Genomic DNA, 17,250 nt, shown 5'->3' on the forward strand with positions numbered 1-17,250 from the left:
CCCGCCGCATCATCGCAGCGGGCACCCGGACGCAGGCGGTGCAAAGATCTATTTCGAGGAGTTGGCCTCGCCGAGGCCGTACTTCTTGAGGATCTCCATGTACTTCGGTGTCTTTTTCAAGTCGGCAAGCCCCGAGTTGAGGTCCTTCAGCAGCTGCATATCGTCCTTGCGTACTCCGGCGCCGATAATGCCGGGATAGTAGGGCTTGTAAGGGGAAACCAGTTTGAGCTTCGGGTTCGGCTTCTGCACCAAGCTGTAGGCGATGACAGCGCTGTCGGTGAACACCGCGTCAACCTGTTTGTTTTCGACCGCTGCCAGCAAGGCTGCCTGAGAGTCGAAGAGCTTCACCTGTTTTCCGCCCAGGGAGTCGACGAGGTCCTTGAATACCGTTCCCGTTTGGGCACCCAAGACCTTGCCCTTTACGTCATCGCGGGAGGTTAGCGTGGAGTCTCCGGGAACCACCATGGCCTCGCCCTCGGTGTACCAGGGATCCGTGAAGTTGATCTTCTTCTTTCGCTCGTCCGTGATGTACATGGCATCGACAATGACGTCGGCCTTCTTGGCCGACAGGGCGGCGATCAGGGTGGCGTACTCAGAGGTGAAAACCTTGATCTTCCAACCTTTGTTGGCGGCAATTGCGTTGATCATTTCGCCGTCAATGCCCTTGAGGGCACCGGTTCCCTGATCGGTGAAGGAGAACGGGGCGTCGTTGGACGTGCCGATCGTGATGGTCTTCTGTTCCGTGCCCCCGGCACTGCTTGAGCCCCCGGAACCGCAGCCCGTCAGGGCAAGGGCCACCACCATTCCCATGGGTACCAGGGCTTTCAACGGCGAGGAGAGTTTGAATGTATTTTTCATGAGCATTCCTTTTTCTAAGTGGAATTGCGGGGTTACCGGGTGAAGCGTTCAAGCCGGAGAGTAGCAGTCGCCCGATGGGCTTCCATGCCCTCGAATTCGGATATTGCCGCGACGTAATTTGCCAGCCGCGGGGTCGCCTCCTTCTCGATGCGTTGGAAGGTCAAGGGCTTGAGGAACCGGGCTACGGACAGGCCCGCTGCGGAGCGTGCACCCCCGCCGGTGGGCAGAACATGGTTGGTGCCTGAAATGCCCTTGTCGGAGTAAGCGACGGTTGACCATGGACCCAGGAAGATCGAGCCGTAGTTCTTCAGATTCTGGTGGTAATAATCATCGTCACTGGTCTGCAGCTCCAGATGTTCAGGAGCGAGTTGGTCCATTATTTCAATGGCAGTGTCGCGGTCTTCGGCCACGTACACGGTTCCGTAGTCCCGCCACGCCGGGCCGGCGATGTCCTTGGTGGCGAGGGTCTGAAGCTGTTTTTCGATATGGCGGACGACTTCCTCCCCTAAGGAGCGCGATGTCGTGACCAGGCATGCCGGGGACTGCGGACCATGCTCGGCCTGGCCGAGCAGATCGGCCGCGACAAGTTCCGGATCGGCGGTGTCATCGGCGATCACCGCGACTTCGGACGGGCCGGCCAGAAGGTCAATGCCAACGCGGCCGAAAAGCTGGCGTTTAGCTTCCGTAACGTACGCATTGCCGGCTCCGACGAGGATGTCCGCTGGCTGCTCTCCAAGCAGTCCGAATGCCATCGCCGCCACAGCCTGGACTCCACCGATGGCGAAGGCCCGGTCGACTCCGGAGAGGTATGCGGCGTGCAGGACGGCCGGATGTCCACCGGTGGGGCTCGTGGGCGGCGTGCAAGCGAGGACCGTCGGTACGCCGGCGGCCTTGGCGACGCCCACCGTCATGAAGGCACTTGCAAGGATGGGAAAGCGCCCGGCGGGAAGGTACGCGCCGACCCGGGGAACGGGGACATATTTCTGTCCGACGACGACGCCGGGAAGGATCTCGGTTTCGAAGTCCGTCAGGTGTTCCCGCTGTTCGATGGCGAAGATTCGGGTGCGCTCAGCTCCGGCGGCCAAAGCTTCGCGAAGGACAGGTGTGAGTGCGTCGCCGGTCTTTGCCAGATCGAAGGCGCTGATCTCAACGTCTTTGCCTTCCCAGCCATCCAGTTTTCTGGAGTAATCAATAACTGCGTCCATGCCGTTTTTCTCAATCGTGCCCAACATGTCGGAGACCGTCTTGATGACCGCTGGCAAGCGCTGGGCCGGCACTCCTCCGATGGCGGGTTCCTTTAGAGTCGTAAACTTACCCCGTATGTAAAACTTCTCGGCTTCATTAATCTGCATAGGGAGAACTTATGCGCATGGATGCCCCCGCACAACCCTATGAGAACCGATTCTTGCCATCGGGTAACCCGATGGCGCATGGTCAATGGGAGGAAAGCGGGTTTTCCGGTCAGGGCCGCTTTTAGTCGTCGCCGTGAGCATATGATTCTGGCTATGACTCTCGCGCAACTTCGGGCTTTCCTGGCTGCCTACGACCTGGGATCATTTACCGCCGCCGCCGTGAAGTTGGAGACGAGCCAGGCCTCGATTTCCGAATTGATGAGCCGACTGGAGCAGGAAGTGGGAATCAGCCTCTTTACCCGCGGTGGTCGACGGCTGGTCCCCACCGCCGCAGCAGTGGAGCTGCGTGTTCACGCCCAGCAATCCGTTACATCGGTCGACAATGGCCTGCAGGCCATGAAATCCATTGCGTCGCTGGAAGGCGGGGTGTGCACCTTCGGGGTTATGCGCAACGCCGGCTACTACGACCTCTCCGACCTCGTCCAGCGCTTCCACAAGCGATATCCCAACGTTAAGGTCCGGCTGGTCGGATTGAATTCTGCCTTGGTGGCCGAGTCCATTGCACGAGGCGAACTCGAAGCCGGGCTCGTAGTGCTTCCTGTTTTAGAGACCGGTTTGGTGGTGAAACCGCTGTTCAGAGACGAAATTTTTTATGCGTCAACGCGGCGGAACCCCAGCAAAGGACCGATGACCATTGAGGAAATGTCGACTGCCAAAGTTGTGCTTTACGATGCCTACGCGGGCTGGAACGATCCCACCCGCAAACAGATCCAGGAGCGCGCCCAGCTCAATGGTCTGACCATCGATCCGGCCATTGAAGTCGAGCACGTCGAAACAGCACTGAATCTGGTTTCAACCGGTGCGGCGGACACCATTGTGTGCAAGGCCGTCGCGGAAGGCCGTTCCTTTCCGGGCAACATCACGCTCGTCCCCTTTGCCGAGCCACTCTATGACACGCTCGCTATAGTGCAGCGCGAGGCGTCGTATTTGTCGCCCGCGACACGCAAAATTGTGCAGCTCACGGAACGGACCCTCCTGGCGAAAGTTGCTTCCGTCGCCAAAGTTGGGTCTGGCAATAAGCGCGTTAGTTAGCCATCCCCGCACAATCGACGCTGTGCCCGTTTACATAATTCCGGACCACGTCGGACCGTGACCGGCCGCCGGGGTAATAGTTACGGCGGTGGCATCCATAAGCTAGATTCGGATTATGCGACGCGCCGTGTATCCCGGATCCTTTGACCCGATCCACAACGGCCACCTTGAGGTGATCGCCCGGGCTGCGGGCCTCTTCGATGAGTTGATTGTGGCGGTGTCCACCAACTACTCCAAAAAGTATCGCTTCAGCCTGGACGAGCGGCTGGAGATGGCCAAGTCCGCCTTTGCCTCCCTGCGCGGCATCTCGATCGAGCCGATGGGTGAGGGTCTGCTGGCGGAGTACTGCCACGACCGCGGGGCGTCGGCCATCATCAAAGGCCTGCGGTCGTCGTCGGACTTTGACTACGAGCTGCCCATGGCCACGATGAACCGCCAGCTCAGCGGCGTTGAAACGGTGTTCCTGCCGGCCGAAAGCCGCTATCAGCACCTGTCCTCCACCATGATCAAGGAAGTTGCCACCCTGGGCGGGGATGTATCGGACTTTGTCCCCAAGGCAGTGCTGAAAAGACTTCTCGCGGGCGCGCCTCGCCCGGATTCCCCCGGGGGACACTAAACTTATTGAGGCCGTTGCGCATCGGACGCTGGTGTCGTTTCCGGCAGTAGCGGCGGCCGTTTTGGGACCGGCGGAGCTTTCACGCTAAGATGATACGTCGGTCATATGTTCTACAGGAGTTCTCATTAGCACGACCAAACGGAGCAATCCGGGTTCACCCCTGATGCTGCAGGTCCAAGATCTTGGACGCAGCAGCGCAGGCAGCAGCCGAGCACTGCAGGAACATGTGCCAGCACCGAAGGATTTTGGTGTGGCAATGATCGGTGTGCAGGAAGGGTCCGACATGGACCTGGACCTGACACTGGAGGCCGTATACGAAGGAATCCTGGTTTCCGGAAGCGTGCTCGTCCCTGTGACGGGTGAGTGTTCCCGATGCCTGGATCCCCTTGCCTATGACCTTGAAGTTGATGTGCAGGAACTTTTCTCCTACGAGGAACCGTCCCATGACGGTGCTGCGGCAGGGGAGGATGAAGAAGAGCAGCATTGGATCGAGCACGACATGATCGATCTTGAACCGGTGTTGCGGGACGCAGTGGTAACAGCACTGCCGTTCCAGCCGGTGTGCCGGGAAGATTGCCAGGGCTTGTGTTCCGAATGCGGAATTCATCTGGCGGACGAACCGGGGCACCACCACGAGGTTCTGGATCCTCGCTGGGCCGGCCTGCAGGGGCTGACCGGCAAAGACAGTTTGACCGAGAGCTGAATAAGATTTCCGGTCCCACCAGGGGCCGCTGAGAGAGAAAAGAGTTTGCCGTGGCTGTTCCCAAGCGGAAAATGTCCCGCTCGAATACGCACGCCCGCCGGTCCCAGTGGAAGGCCACCGCGCCCGCACTGGTGAAGACCGTGGAGAACGGCCGCGTCAGCTACAGCCTGCCGCACCAGGCCAAGGTTGTCACCGACTCCGCTGGAACGGCGCTGTACCTTGAGTACAAGGGCCGCAAGGTCGCCGACGTCTAAGGACGCCGGATTGAAAAATTCAAATAGTGCTGCCGGCGGCGCCGGAGGGTCGGCGTCCGCGTCGGCCCCGCCTGAGCAGGGCCGTGAGCACGTTTTGTTGAAGCGTCTCGGTGTCGATATCGACGCCGGGACGCTTCGTCTTGCCCTGACGCACCGCTCCTTCGCGTATGAGAACGGTGGGATTCCCACCAATGAACGGCTGGAGTTCCTGGGAGATTCGATCCTGGGCTTTTCGGTCACCGACGCGCTGTACCGGGACAACCCGCAGCTGCCCGAGGGCGAGCTGGCCAAGCGCCGCTCCGCCGTCGTGAGCACGCGGGCGTTGGCCGGGATTGCCCGCGACCTGGAGATTGGCGAGTTCATCTACCTTGGCCAGGGCGAGCGGCTGACCAACGGCAAGAACAAGTCCTCCATCCTGGCCGACACCATGGAGGCGCTGATTGGCGCCACTTATTTGGACTGCGGCATCGAAGTGGCGCGCGCCCTGGTGATGCGCCTGACCGGTCCGCTGCTCCAGGATGCAGGCGTTCTGGGAGCGGGGACGGACTGGAAGACCAACATCCAGGAGATCGCCGCGAGCCGCCGGATGGGCGCTGTGCAGTACGTGGTGGCTGGTTCCGGCCCCGACCACGCCCGCACCTTTGAGGCGAAGCTGCTGATCGGCGGCCGTGAGCACGGCAACGGCGGCGGCAACTCCAAGAAGGAAGCGGAGCAGGAGGCCGCGGCCGACGCGTGGAAGGCGCTGGCTGCGAAACGGCGCATGGGTGGCCCTGCCCTCAATGCCTGAGCTGCCCGAAGTTGAGGTGGTGCGCCGCGGCCTGGCCCGCTGGGTGAGCGGCCGCACCATCACCGGCGTTCAGGTGCTCGATCCACGCTCCATCCGTCGGCATGCGCTGGGAGTCGAGGATTTCCGCGGCAACCTGATCGGGACCACGGTGCTCGACGTGGTGCGACGCGGCAAATTCCTGTGGCTCCCGCTGGGCGAGATGAAGCCCGACGACGACGGTCTGGTCCATGCGGACGACGACGGCGGCCCGGTCCATGCGGGCGGCGACGGCGGTCTGGTCCAAGCGGGCGGCGACGGCCTGCCGCACACGGCACTGATGGCGCATTTGGGCATGAGCGGCCAACTGCTGATGCAGGACCCCGGCCAGCCCGACGAAAAACATCTCAAGGTCCGGCTGACCCTTTCACCCCAAGACGGTGCGCCGGATGAACTGCGTTTCGTGGACCAGCGGATTTTTGGTGGCCTGTTCGTCACCTCGCTGATACCGACGGCGGACGGTCATCCGGGCGGCCATTCCGCGGCGGCCCTGCCTTTGATCGCCGCCGAGGCTGCCCATATTGGCCGCGACCCGCTGGATCCCGCCTTTTCCATGGACCACTTCTACCGCCGACTGCACGCCCGCAAGACCGGACTCAAGCGCGCGCTGCTGGATCAGGGTCTGGTCTCGGGCATCGGCAACATCTACGCCGACGAAGCCCTGTGGGCGGCCAAACTGCATTACGCGCGCCCCACTGACACCCTTCGCCGGGCCGAAGCTGACCGCGTGCTCGAGGCGAGCCGGGCCGTGATGCTCCGTGCCCTGGACGCTGGGGGAACCAGTTTCGACTCGCTCTATGTCAACGTCAACGGCACCTCGGGCTACTTCGAACGCTCCCTGAACGCCTACGGCCGCGAGGGCCAACCCTGTCCGCGCTGCGCCGGCCTGGGCCTCAACACCAAAATTCGCCGCGACACCTTCATGAACCGCTCCTCCTACAGCTGCCCGGTTTGTCAGCCCCGGCCACGCAACGGGCGCTGGTAACCGCCGCAGACGCGGCCGCCTCGCTTCAAAATCACTACAGCAACCAGCGATCCTTTCGGCGTCGCGCCTATCCGCAACCGATGACTGCCCGATCCCTTACCATCGGTTATGCCACTAACCAGTGGTAAGACCACGTCATTCCATCGGATGACAGTTGTTCCGGCAGCCTGCGGTGCAGGATCAGGGAGCCGCTTCGGCTGGAGCCTTCTCCAGAAGACCACCACTGGCCCAGTCCCGCAATGCGTCCGTCTCCTCATCATCGAACTGCATTCCTGCAATGCGGCACATGGTCTCGACGTTTTTCGTCCATGCGGTGGCAAGCCTAATCGCTGAGGACTCTCCATTTAGCGGAACTTTGGCATATTTCAGGCCCTGAATCACGAAGTTGATGGCGTTGCGCGCGACTGGAACGTCTGCTGCGACGCATTCGTCCCTGACCAGTTTCGACAACTCATTGCGATTAGGCGTCTGGCGTGCACTGACCTCCAAAGAAACGAACAATTGACGATACTGCTCAGCTGACAGATCAGGGACGTCAGTCACCCGCGACACCTGTTGTTCGATAGCTGGTGCCGCCTGCTCCATGGGCAACTCCTCAACTGAGAACCGGGTCGAGTCCCACACCCAGCCAGGAGCAGGTGTGGACGAATATTGAATGTGCTCGTCGACTTGCCCAACCCATGTCCCGAATTTGCCTCGTCCGCCCCAGTCATTGGCCAGCGAGGGCTCCTTGGACAGGGCGCGCTGGGCGACGATAGCACCCTTTACCGGCCCGGGAGCCGTGCGGAGAAAGTCGCGAACCGCTTCTGCAGCCGAACCATGGTTCGCGGCTCCGGCTGCCAAGGACAATTGGCTTCGGCCAGCGCCTAATGCCACGGACGGGCTGTTGGAACCATTGAGCATTGCGAGGAAATCATACGATTGGATCACCGCGTCCGCCATTTCTCGGTAGGCTGCAGCGGCGGCACCTGCAACGATGACAGTGGTGCGCCGATCCGCTGCTCTAAACCGCTGGACTAATGACGTGAAGTCTGCATCCGCAGAAGCGATGAAAAATTCATCCATATGGGCCGAGCCGGCTAGCACATCCATCGCGTCAAGTACGAGGTTGATGTCCGTGCTGCTTTTGCCCTGTTGAGTCAGTGAGGGGCAGTCAATAACGCGAAATCCCGCGCGCGTCCAGAAGGGCCGGTACTTTGAATAGATCTCAGGATTTAGGTAACAATTTCTGACTAGGAAGCGCCGGCCATTGCCGTCACCGGAACCGTCAGAATAGGCGATGGCTTTGATCCATTGCCCTGGGTCAGTAGCGAACCGTTCTGCTGCTGGCGAGTCTAGTGTTTTCAAGCCTGTGTAGACATTGTCAAAATCGACAAACATCGCAGCACGGATACCGAGTCGACGGGCGGGTGCAGCTAACGATTCCTCCATTGTCTCAGTATGCATCTCCGCTCAAAATCAAACCTAAAATCCCGTGGCTAAACTGTGATCGGCGGGGTATTTAGAAACGCCCCGCGCCATGCGCTCTAATCGGACGCACTCATTCTGGTAGCCCTTAGTCTCAAATGGTCAGGACGAACGGCGCCTACTTAGCGGGAAGTGCCAACTGGAGTCGACCGCACGGCAACAGCGAGGAAGCGCCGGGATGATCGCGACGTGTTCCGGCCTTTCCGCTGGTGTCAGGGGCGGTAGTAGGCGGCGAGCCGTTGGAAGCCTTCGTCCAGGCTCACCGCCGGTTCCCATTCCAATACCTGGCGGGTTCGCCGCTGATCGAACCAGTGCGCGGTGGAGAGCTGTTCGGCCAGGAACCGGGTCATCGGCGGTTCGTCCTGACCCGGCCGGATGGACCACACGGCCTCAATGCCGGTCCCGGCGCCGCGGGCCAGCCAGCCGGGGACGCGAATACGCGGTGCCCGGACGCCGCCGGCCGCGCAGATCTGCGCCAGCAGTTCCTCAACGGGCCGCGGCTCGCCGTTGCTGACCACCAGCGCCAACCCGTTGGCAGCCTCCATGTGTGAGAGGGCGGCAACAATGGCGCCGGCCGCGTTGTCCACATAGGTGGTGTCGATCAGCGCTGCGCCATGACCGAGCAGCGGCAGCCGACCGGACCGGGCCCGGTTCAGGACGCGTTCCACCAACTGTGTGTCTCCCGGGCCCCAAACAATATGCGGCCGGATGGCTGCAACCCGAAAGCCGGGACCGGCAGCGGCCAGGGCCAGCAGCTCGGCGGCCGCCTTGCTGCGGGCGTAATTTCCGCGGGCCAGCTCCGGTACGGCTGGCCCGGCACCGGCGCCCACTATGGACGTGCCTGAATGGGCCACGGAGGGGGAGGAGACAAAAACCAGATCCCCGACACCCGCGTCGCGTGCCGCATCAAGCAGCGTCCGGGTGCCGTCAACGTTGACCCGGTCGAACTCCTCGGCGGCGCCGGCAAAGGAAACTTTGGCGGCCAGGTGGAATACCGCATCCATACCAGCCACAGCCCGAACGACCGCCGCGGCGTCCGTGACCGAGCCCAGAACATCCTCTACGCCGGCAACGTTGCTTGGCCGACGCTGGAAACTGCGCACGGTGTGTCCATGATCGAGCAGCAGCCTAGCCACCGCTCCGCCCAGCAGTCCGCTGGCTCCGGTGACCAGGACTTTCACGGCGTGCCCATCCGTCCGCCGGCCAGCACCCGCTTCGCCCAGGCGGCAATCCGGGCGCGGTCCACCTTGGCGTTGTGCCGGATGTCGGTTGGCAGCTCCCGAACCACCAGCACCGCGGCGATCCGGGCATTGGCAACGGCACGGCGGATTTGTTCGGTGAGTTCCGGTGCGGCGAGCGAGGGCCGGGCCGTTCCGGGCGAGGTTTCCACGACGGCGACGACGACCTGGTTTCCAACCGGGCCAACCCCGACGACGGCGGCCCGGTCCACCCCGGGCACGCTTTCCACCCGCTGTTCCAGATGCACGGGGGTGAGAATCCCGTTGGGCGTGCTGAGTATGTGAGCCAACCGGCCCTCGACCCAGAGCCTGCCTTTCGCATCCAGATGCCCCACATCACCGGTGCGGTGCCAGCCGGGGTTGCGGGCGCTGCTGCGTTCGGTCAGCCACAGACGGTCGTAGGTTTCCTTCACATGCGCCGCGCGGACCAGGATCTCGCCGGTGATGGCCGGCGCCGAGGTTAGGTCGCCGCTGGCGCGGCCTTCGACGTCGAGCGGGCTCACGACGACGGCGGCACCCGGCACCGGTATGCCCACGCAGACACCGTTGCCCGCGCCGACGACGTTCTCAGCTCCCGCATCTGTTTCCGCGGCGTGGATCTGGCCGAGTTCGATGTCCGTGACGGGCAGCGCCTCGGTCATTCCGTAGGGCGTGTGCAGCTTAGCGTTGGGCACCAAGTCGGAAGCGGCGTCGAGCAATGACGCCGGCACCGGCGCTCCGGCGGACAGCAGCAGCGTCACGTGCGCCAGCGCGTCCCGGTCGCCTGGCCCGAGCTGCGCCGTCGTCGCCAGAACGTTCCGCAGCGCGGCGGGGGAGACGAACACTGCCGTCGCGGACACGGCCGCGGCGGCGGCGGCCAAGGCAGTGGCCGTGAGCGTCTTGGGCGCAGTGACGTCCATATCCGGGGTCACCGATGTGGCTCCCAGCGCCGGTCCGAGCAAGGCAAACGGGGCAAAGCCGGCCACCAGGGCCGTTCCGGACGTCAGACCATAAGAGGCGGCCAAGGCAGCCCGCATGGCCGAAAGCCGGCGATGCGTGTACAGCACACCCTTGGCAGGTCCGGTCGAGCCGGAAGTGAACAGGACGGCCGCGGGCGAGTCCGGATCTGGTTCCGGCGGCAGGTGGTCGGCAGGAAACGGACCGGCTGCCGTCGTCGGACCTCCTGCGGGCGTCGCGGCACCAGCCGCCGTCATCGTCGCGCCTGCTGCGGGCGATGTACCACCGGGAAGCTCGGCGAGGGAGGAACGAACGCTGTACAGCGCCCGCTTCGCGGCCGACAACGGTTGGGCGCTGATGCGCACTCCCGGCCAGCCGAACAGCCGGGCGGCCGTCAAGGCGCGCTCGATGCCAATGACGAAGTCCGGGCCGGCACCCTGGATGGCCCTATTAAGCCCACGGGCTCCCAGCCCTGCGTCGGCCAGCACAATCACCGCGCCCACCCGCAGGCAGGCGTAAATCAAGGACGTCAGCTCCGACCCCGGAGGCACCAGCAAACTGATGCGGTGGCCGGGGCGGACGCCGATGGCGGTCAGTCCCTGCGCGAGCCGGGAAACCTCATCGGCGAGCTGCGCCCAGCTCATCACGGCCGGCGCTGCACCTGTGGCATCGGCGGTCCTGCTCAGGGGGGCCATGTCCACCACCGCGGGGGAGGTCTCCTGCGCGCGCCGAACCAACTCGGCCCACATCGGCACGTAGGAGTCGGGGCCTTGGGCAGCGTTGGTGCTCTCTGTGTCGCCGCCGGTTGAGGCGGTGTTGCGGCTGCCGGCGGCGTTGTCGCCGAGCCAGTCGAAGACGGCTCCGGCCACGTTGACGTCTTCGGCCAGCAGGTGGCCGGCTCCCTCGAAACGGTGAACCTTTGCGGCCGGCAGCCGCTCCACCAGGTCGCGCAGGTAGCGGTCCGAGAAGATTGGATCCCGCGGTCCCCACAGCAGCAGTGCCGGGACGTCCAGGTCACGGATGCCCTCGGCGACTGCGCGGAGGGCGCCGAAACTGGGATGAGCCGCGTCGGCGGGGATGTCGGCGACAAAGTTGCCCACACCAGCCCGACGGCGGGCGGTGCGGTACGGCGCCATCAGCGCTGCAGCGACGTCCTTGGCCAGTGGCGGATGCGCCAGTGCGTGCGTCACACCAAGGAAGGCCGACGTCGTCGTAGTGCCCCAACCGTGGACAGCCGGGTGCAGTGCCAGCCGCAGAGCCGCCGGAATGGGTTTGCCCGGGTCGTGGTGGACCGCCGTGTTGGTCAGCACAATGCCGGCGAGCTGGTCCCGGTGTGCCAAGGCCCAGCCAAGACTGATGACCCCGCCCCAGTCGTGGCCCACCGTCACCACCGGGCCCTGCAGGTCCAGGGTGCGGGTCAGGTCGCCCAAGTCCGTGATCCGGACGGGCAGCCGGCGCAGGCTGCCCGTCCGGGCGGAAAATCCCATGTCCAGCTGATCCACGGCGATGACCCGCCAAGGTGCGGAACCGGCGGCCGTTCCCGCCGCCAGCAGGGTCCGCCACAGATAGGACCACGTGGGGTTGCCGTGCACGCACAGCAGGGTGCCGGCCGGTTCCAGACCGCGCTCAGTTAGTTCCGCGCCATTGTCCAGCAGATGCCAGCGATGCACGGTACCGGCTGGGTCGACTGAGGCGGTGGAGGGCACGCGAAGAGTGCGGGACCAGGATGGATCTACCCCGGGCCAAGGTTCTGCTACCACGCAATTTCCATCATGGTGGTATTGAGGCCGGAGCCGACGCCCATGCACAGCACCCGATCACCTTGCGCCAGGGTCTGCGCTTCCTGGGCCAGGGTCATCGGCAGCGAAGCCGGTCCCACGTTGCCCCAGTGCGGAAAGGTGATGGGCACCCGTTCCCGAGCCAGGTTGACCGCTTTGATGATGGCGTTGGTGTAGGACGTGGAGACCTGGTGCGTGACATACCGGTCCATCGAGGCCCAGTTCCAGCCGTCGGTGTGCGCTTCGTTCCAGGCGTCCACCACCAGTTCCAGGCCGCCATCCAGCAGGCCCTTCGTGTCGGTGTACATCCCGTCCACGCCGCCGACGCACAATTCGTGGTGCTGGGTGCCGGCGCGGGAAACGCCGCCCAGGATTCGATGCGAGCCGGGATGCAGGTCCGCCGGGCCGATCACCGCAGCCGCGGCTCCGGAGCCGAGCGTCAGCGTGGCAAATTCCCGCAGGTAATCATCGCGGGTGGAGTCCGGGTGGTTGAGCCGGGCGAAAGTGGCTTCCTGGGTCCCCTGCGCGTCCTCGCCGGCGACGATCAGGGCGTATTTGATCTGGCCGGAATCGATCATGTTCGCAGCGAGTGTGATGCCGTTGACGAACCCCAGGCAGGCGTTGGCCAGATCGAAATTCATGGCCGACGACGGGAGGCCCAGACTGTGGTGAATCTTGACCGCCACGGACGGTTCCAGGTTCCGTCGCGTGACAGAGGTGTTGATCAGCAGTCCGATCTGCCCCGGCTCGATACCCGATTCGGCGAGAGCTTTGGCGCCTGCTTCAATGGCGGCGTCGTCAAAGCCGGTGCCGGGGGACCACCAGCGGCGTTCACTGACGCCGGCCACCCGTTCCAGCAGCCGTTTGGACAGCCTCAGCCGCTTCAGGCTCGGCGCCAGCCGCTGGTCAAAGTCGGCGGAACTGACGACAACCGGCGCCTCCACACTTGTAACGGCCAACAGGGCCGTGTTGTCATGCCGAAACGTCGCGTTGCCGATCAAAATCCAGCCTTTATCCGTAATTGGTCTGATTGCCGGGAAAAGGACGCCCGCTAACCGTCCGAGATCTTAACTATGCACCAACGCGACACTTCCTGCACATGCGCCCGCGGGCATGCTTCCGTCCACCCATCCCGGGATATCCATCCTATATCCAGCGCATCGGGGAGCTAACCCGGTAGATTTAGGGACGCCCCTCTTACCCAACCGATCCGGAAGATCCCGAACACCTTGCATCTGAAAAGCCTGACAGTCCGGGGGTTTAAGTCCTTCGCGTCCGCCACGACGTTCGACTTTGAGCCCGGCGTCACCGCCGTCGTTGGTCCCAACGGCTCGGGAAAGTCCAACGTGGTGGATGCTCTGGCTTGGGTCATGGGGGAGCAGGGAGCCAAGACACTGCGCGGCGGCAAGATGGAGGACGTGATTTTCGCCGGTACATCCGGCCGGCCACCACTGGGCAGGGCGCACGTGTCGCTGACCATCGACAACGCGGATGGCCTGCTGCCGATCGCTTACAGCGAAGTCACCATCTCGCGGACCCTGTTCCGCACCGGCGGTTCCGAATACGCGATCAACTCCACCTCGTGCCGGCTGCTGGACATCCAGGAACTGCTTTCCGACTCGGGGCTCGGCCGGGAGATGCACGTCATTGTTGGCCAGGGGCAGCTGGATAAGATCCTGCATGCCACACCGGAGGAGCGCCGCGGCTTTATTGAGGAGGCCGCGGGAATCCTCAAGCACCGACGGCGCAAGGAAAAGACGCTCCGCAAGCTCGATGCCATGCAGGCAAACCTGACCCGGTTGACGGATCTGACCGGGGAAATCCGCCGCCAATTGACGCCGCTGGGTAAGCAGGCCGAAGTGGCCCGCCGCGCGCAGCGGGTGCAGTTCGAGGTCCGGGACGCCCGGGCACGCCTGCTCGCCGATGACCTGGTCCAGCTCAGCACCGCCCTGGCACAGGAGGTTGCGGATGAGTCAGCCCTGAAGGCGCGCCGGGCCGAGGTGGAGAAGACCCTGGACGCGGGCCGCACCCGGCAGGCGGAGCTGGAACAGCACGCGGCGGCGGCCGGACCCCGGCTGAGCACAGCGCAGGACACCTGGTACCAACTGTCGGCTGTTCGAGAGCGGCTCCGGGCGTTGGGAAATCTGGCGACGGAACGCCAGCGGTTGCTGGGTACCGCGGACGCTGCGCCGGATCCGGGGCGGGATCCGGAGCAGCTGGAACGCCATGCTGCCCGGGTCCGCGCCGAACAGGCCGATCTGGAGCGCCTGCTGCTGCAGCGCCGGTCCACGCTGGAGAAGGCTGTCGGGGCGAAGACCGGCGCCGAGCAGGCAGCTTTCGAGGAAGAGCGGCGGCTTGCCGCGATCCTGCGCGCCGCCGCGGACCGGCGGGAAGGGCTGGCCACCCTCGCCGGACAGGTAGGCGCGGCGCGATCCCGGGTTGAATCCGCCCAGGCGGAGCTGGGCCGGCTGCAGGCCTCGATGCTGGACGGTGACCAGCGCCGCCAGCAGGCACAGCAGGAGTTCACCGCGCTGGAATCCCAGGTGGCGGGGGTGGAGCAGGGCGAAGAGAGCCTGGACGCGGACTATGAGCTGGCCAATGAGGCGCTGGATGCCGTGCTGGCCGAGATAGCGGAACTGACCGGGCAACAGCGTGAGGCCGAGCGCACCCGCGCCGGGCTGCTGGCGCGTCGTGATGCGCTGGCGCTCGGCCTGCGCCGGCAGGACGGCGCGCAATTGTTGCTGGCCTCCGGGCAGGCTGGCGTGCTCACTTCGGTTGCGGAGCTGATGACGGTCAAGGCCGGCTACGAGAGCGCCATCGCGGCCGCGCTGGGATCGGTCGCCGAAGCGGTCGCCGTGACCGACCTCGAGGCAGCCATTGCCGCCCTGGAGCTGGTGAAGAACGACGACGGCGGTCGGGTTGAGCTGATCGTCACAGGTCCCGCAGCCGTCGGCGCCGGGCAGGAAACGTGGGCTGCGGACACGGCGGCCGGCGGCATCCCGGCTGGTGGCCCGGCCGCCGCTGATCCTTCAGCTGACCCCTCGGCTGGTCCCGAAACGAATAGTCCGGCCCTTACTACTGCGGGCGCCGGTGGCTTCCTGGAGGCCAGTTTTTCTGCTGGTCCCGAAGCGGATACCTTGGCGCCTGAGTCCGAGCAAGCTCTGCCAGCTGGGGCACTTCCCGCGGGAGACCTTGTAGCCGCGCCCGGCAGGCTCGGTGAGCTGATCGCACGGCTGCTGGCCGCCGTCGTCGTCGTGGACGATCTCGCCGTTGCCGGCAGCGTGATTTCCCTTCGTCCTGAACTGTCCGCCGTCACCCGGTCCGGGGATGTACTTAGCGCGTTCAGCGTGCGCGGCGGATCCTCAAGCGCCCCTTCGCTGTTGGAGGTCCAGGCGGCTGTCGATGAAACCGTGGGGGAGCTGGACACGGTCACGGCCGAAGCCGAACAGCTGCGGTTTGCCCTGGCTGGTGCCACCGCGCGGCGGCAGGAACTGCAGGAGCGCACTGATGCCGCCTTGGAGCGGCTGAACGAATCCGATGCCCGCTTCGCCGCCGTGGCCGAGCGGCTGGGCCAGCTCGGCTCATCCCTGCGATCGGCCGTTGCGGAGAGCGGCCGGGCGGCGAAGCTGATTGAAGGTGCGGAGGCCAATATCGAGAAGGAACGCATTGCGCTGGCAGCCGTTTCCGCCCGCCTTACCGCCGCGCAGCAGGCTCCCGCGGACGCGGCTCCGTCCCCGGAGGAGCGCGACCGGCTGGCGGCCGCTGCCACGGCTGCCCGTGCCCACGAAATGGAGGCGCGGTTGGCAGTACGGACCGCGGAGGAACAATCGAGTTCCACCTCGAATCGGGCGGCGTCGCTGGAACGTGCGGCAGCCACCGAGCGGCAGGCTCGGGTGCAGGCCGCCCAACGTGCCCGCCGCCGGCAGCTTCAGGCCGGTAAGGCAGCGGCGGTGGCCCACGCCGTTGTGCAGCTGCTCAAATTCGCCGATGTCTCCGTGGCCCGCGCGGACGGCGAACGAGCCGCGGCGCAGGAGGTGCGCGCCGCACACGAGGCCGAGCTGGCCGCTGTCCGCGCCGGCAATGAGAAGCTGACCGCGGAACTGGCGGAACTGACAGACTCGGTGCATCGTGACGAACTGGCACGGACCCAGCAGCGGCTGCGGATCGAAGCGGTGGAGAACCGCTGTATCCAGGAACTGGGCCTGACCGCGGAGCACCTGGTCAAGGAATACGGTCCTGACACGCTGGTCCCGCCGGGGCCCGGCGAGGTGACGGATAAGTGGGCCGCGCTGCGGGCGCCGGTGGACGAAAACGGCCAGGAGGTCAGGGAGGGCGTGCCATTTGTCCGGTCGGAGCAGGAAAAACGGCTGCGGCGGGCAGAGCGCGATCTGGCGGCGCTGGGCCGGGTCAACCCGCTCGCGCTGGAGGAATTTGCCGCGCTGGAGGAACGGCACCAGTTCCTGAGCACTCAGCTTGAGGATCTGAAGTCCAGCCGCCGGGACCTGATGGACATCATCCGGGAGGTGGACCAGCGGGTGGAGGAGGTCTTCAGCGCCGCCTACACCGATACCGCCGCCCACTTTGAGCAAGTTTTTGGCCGCCTGTTTCCCGGCGGCGAAGGGCGGCTGGTTTTGACCGAGCCCACAGACATGCTCACCACCGGGATCGAAATCCAAGCCCGCCCGGCCGGCAAAAAAATCAAGCGCCTCTCACTGCTGTCCGGTGGCGAACGTTCGCTTACCGCCGTCGCCCTGCTGGTGGCCATCTTCAAGGCGCGCCCATCCCCGTTCTCTGTCATGGACGAGGTGGAGGCTGCCTTGGACGAGACGAACCTGGGCCGCCTGATTACTCTCTTTGAGGAACTGCGCGAGTCCAGCCAGCTGATCATCATCACCCACCAGAAGCGCACCATGGAGGTGGCCGACGCACTGTACGGGGTCACCATGCGCGGCGACGGCGTCTCGACAGTGATCAGCCAGCGGCTCGGCGCGGACCTATAAGCCTAGGAGCCCGCTGATTAAGGCGGATCTATTATGCCCGGGTTTTTCCGGTGGGCCATTTTTCGCGCCGGAGCCGGACGCCGGATTGGGCTCTTCTGGGCTGAAGTCCTGATCCGGAGCCGGTCTTGGGCGCTCCATGGGGCTTCTC

At 64.6% G+C, this 17,250-nt stretch carries 13 protein-coding genes; 7 read left to right on the plus strand and 6 right to left on the minus strand.

The window, feature by feature from the left end; all coding sequences use genetic code 11:
* Positions 1–48: 48 nt before the first annotated feature.
* Together IV498_RS09925 and hisD are read right to left on the minus strand one after the other, a co-directional pair.
* The gene (locus IV498_RS09925; protein ID WP_269046397.1) at positions 49–858 is read right to left on the minus strand and encodes an ABC transporter substrate-binding protein; all 810 of its coding nucleotides are present in this window, start codon (positions 856–858) and stop codon (positions 49–51) included.
* A gap of 32 nt (positions 859–890) precedes the next feature.
* Positions 891–2,210 carry a histidinol dehydrogenase gene (gene hisD, locus IV498_RS09930; RefSeq protein WP_269046398.1) on the minus strand — a complete coding sequence of 440 codons (1,320 nt, stop codon included), beginning with the start codon at positions 2,208–2,210 and terminating at the stop codon, positions 891–893.
* 153 nt (positions 2,211–2,363) lie between these two features.
* On the opposite strand from hisD, the gene IV498_RS09935 reads away from it, so the two are divergent.
* The 6 genes from IV498_RS09935 (at position 2,364) to mutM (ending at position 6,683) form a co-directional block, all read left to right on the plus strand.
* Positions 2,364–3,302, plus strand: a complete 939-nt coding sequence (locus IV498_RS09935) for a LysR family transcriptional regulator (RefSeq protein WP_269046399.1) — start codon at positions 2,364–2,366, stop codon at positions 3,300–3,302.
* 115 nt (positions 3,303–3,417) lie between these two features.
* The gene (gene coaD, locus IV498_RS09940) at positions 3,418–3,918 is read left to right on the plus strand and encodes a pantetheine-phosphate adenylyltransferase (RefSeq protein ID WP_269046400.1); all 501 of its coding nucleotides are present in this window, start codon (positions 3,418–3,420) and stop codon (positions 3,916–3,918) included.
* Positions 3,919–4,081: 163 nt separating this feature from the next.
* Positions 4,082–4,621 carry a YceD family protein gene (locus IV498_RS09945; RefSeq protein ID WP_442951335.1) on the plus strand — a complete coding sequence of 180 codons (540 nt, stop codon included), beginning with the start codon at positions 4,082–4,084 and terminating at the stop codon, positions 4,619–4,621.
* A 50-nt stretch (positions 4,622–4,671) separates the two neighbouring features.
* Complete coding sequence (gene rpmF, locus IV498_RS09950; RefSeq protein WP_269046401.1) at positions 4,672–4,875, plus strand: 50S ribosomal protein L32; 204 nt, start codon at positions 4,672–4,674, stop codon at positions 4,873–4,875.
* A 94-nt stretch (positions 4,876–4,969) separates the two neighbouring features.
* Positions 4,970–5,662, plus strand: coding sequence for a ribonuclease III (rnc, locus tag IV498_RS09955; RefSeq protein WP_269046411.1), 693 nt, complete (start codon positions 4,970–4,972; stop codon positions 5,660–5,662).
* Positions 5,655–6,683 (plus strand): bifunctional DNA-formamidopyrimidine glycosylase/DNA-(apurinic or apyrimidinic site) lyase, encoded by a 1,029-nt coding sequence (gene mutM / locus IV498_RS09960; protein ID WP_269046402.1) that lies wholly within the window; start codon positions 5,655–5,657, stop codon positions 6,681–6,683. The genes rnc and mutM overlap by 8 nt, the downstream gene beginning before the upstream one ends.
* Before the next feature lie 180 nt (positions 6,684–6,863).
* On the opposite strand, the gene IV498_RS09965 is transcribed toward mutM, so the two are convergent.
* From IV498_RS09965 to IV498_RS09980, 4 genes are all read right to left on the minus strand, one after another.
* On the minus strand, positions 6,864–8,129 hold the full coding sequence (locus IV498_RS09965; RefSeq protein ID WP_269046403.1) for an NYN domain-containing protein: 1,266 nt from the start codon (positions 8,127–8,129) through the stop codon (positions 6,864–6,866).
* A 233-nt stretch (positions 8,130–8,362) separates the two neighbouring features.
* Entirely contained in the window at positions 8,363–9,331 is a 969-nt protein-coding gene (locus tag IV498_RS09970) for an NAD-dependent epimerase/dehydratase family protein (protein WP_269046404.1), read from the minus strand.
* Entirely contained in the window at positions 9,328–12,084 is a 2,757-nt protein-coding gene (locus IV498_RS09975) for an alpha/beta fold hydrolase (protein WP_269046405.1), read from the minus strand. The genes IV498_RS09970 and IV498_RS09975 overlap by 4 nt, the downstream gene beginning before the upstream one ends.
* Positions 12,078–13,103 (minus strand): 3-oxoacyl-ACP synthase III, encoded by a 1,026-nt coding sequence (locus IV498_RS09980; protein WP_269046406.1) that lies wholly within the window; start codon positions 13,101–13,103, stop codon positions 12,078–12,080. The genes IV498_RS09975 and IV498_RS09980 overlap by 7 nt, the downstream gene beginning before the upstream one ends.
* Before the next feature lie 228 nt (positions 13,104–13,331).
* On the opposite strand from IV498_RS09980, the gene IV498_RS09985 reads away from it, so the two are divergent.
* Complete coding sequence (locus tag IV498_RS09985; protein WP_269046407.1) at positions 13,332–17,102, plus strand: AAA family ATPase; 3,771 nt, start codon at positions 13,332–13,334, stop codon at positions 17,100–17,102.
* Positions 17,103–17,250: the final 148 nt, after the last annotated feature.

This window comes from Paenarthrobacter sp. Z7-10 (genome assembly GCF_026932795.1).
Taxonomy (GTDB): Bacteria; Actinomycetota; Actinomycetes; order Actinomycetales; family Micrococcaceae; genus Arthrobacter_M.

Excerpts from the sequence above, each read along its gene's own strand:
- IV498_RS09945 (WP_442951335.1), top strand. The coding sequence starts at position 4,082 with ATGCTGCAGGTCCAAGATCTTGGACGCAGCAGCGCAGGCAGCAGCCGA.
- hisD (WP_269046398.1), bottom strand. The coding sequence starts at position 2,210 with ATGCAGATTAATGAAGCCGAGAAGTTTTACATACGGGGTAAGTTTACG.
- IV498_RS09935 (WP_269046399.1), top strand. The coding sequence starts at position 2,364 with ATGACTCTCGCGCAACTTCGGGCTTTCCTGGCTGCCTACGACCTGGGA.
- IV498_RS09925 (WP_269046397.1), bottom strand. The coding sequence starts at position 858 with ATGAAAAATACATTCAAACTCTCCTCGCCGTTGAAAGCCCTGGTACCC.
- mutM (WP_269046402.1), top strand. The coding sequence starts at position 5,655 with ATGCCTGAGCTGCCCGAAGTTGAGGTGGTGCGCCGCGGCCTGGCCCGC.
- coaD (WP_269046400.1), top strand. The coding sequence starts at position 3,418 with ATGCGACGCGCCGTGTATCCCGGATCCTTTGACCCGATCCACAACGGC.
- IV498_RS09965 (WP_269046403.1), bottom strand. The coding sequence starts at position 8,129 with ATGCATACTGAGACAATGGAGGAATCGTTAGCTGCACCCGCCCGTCGA.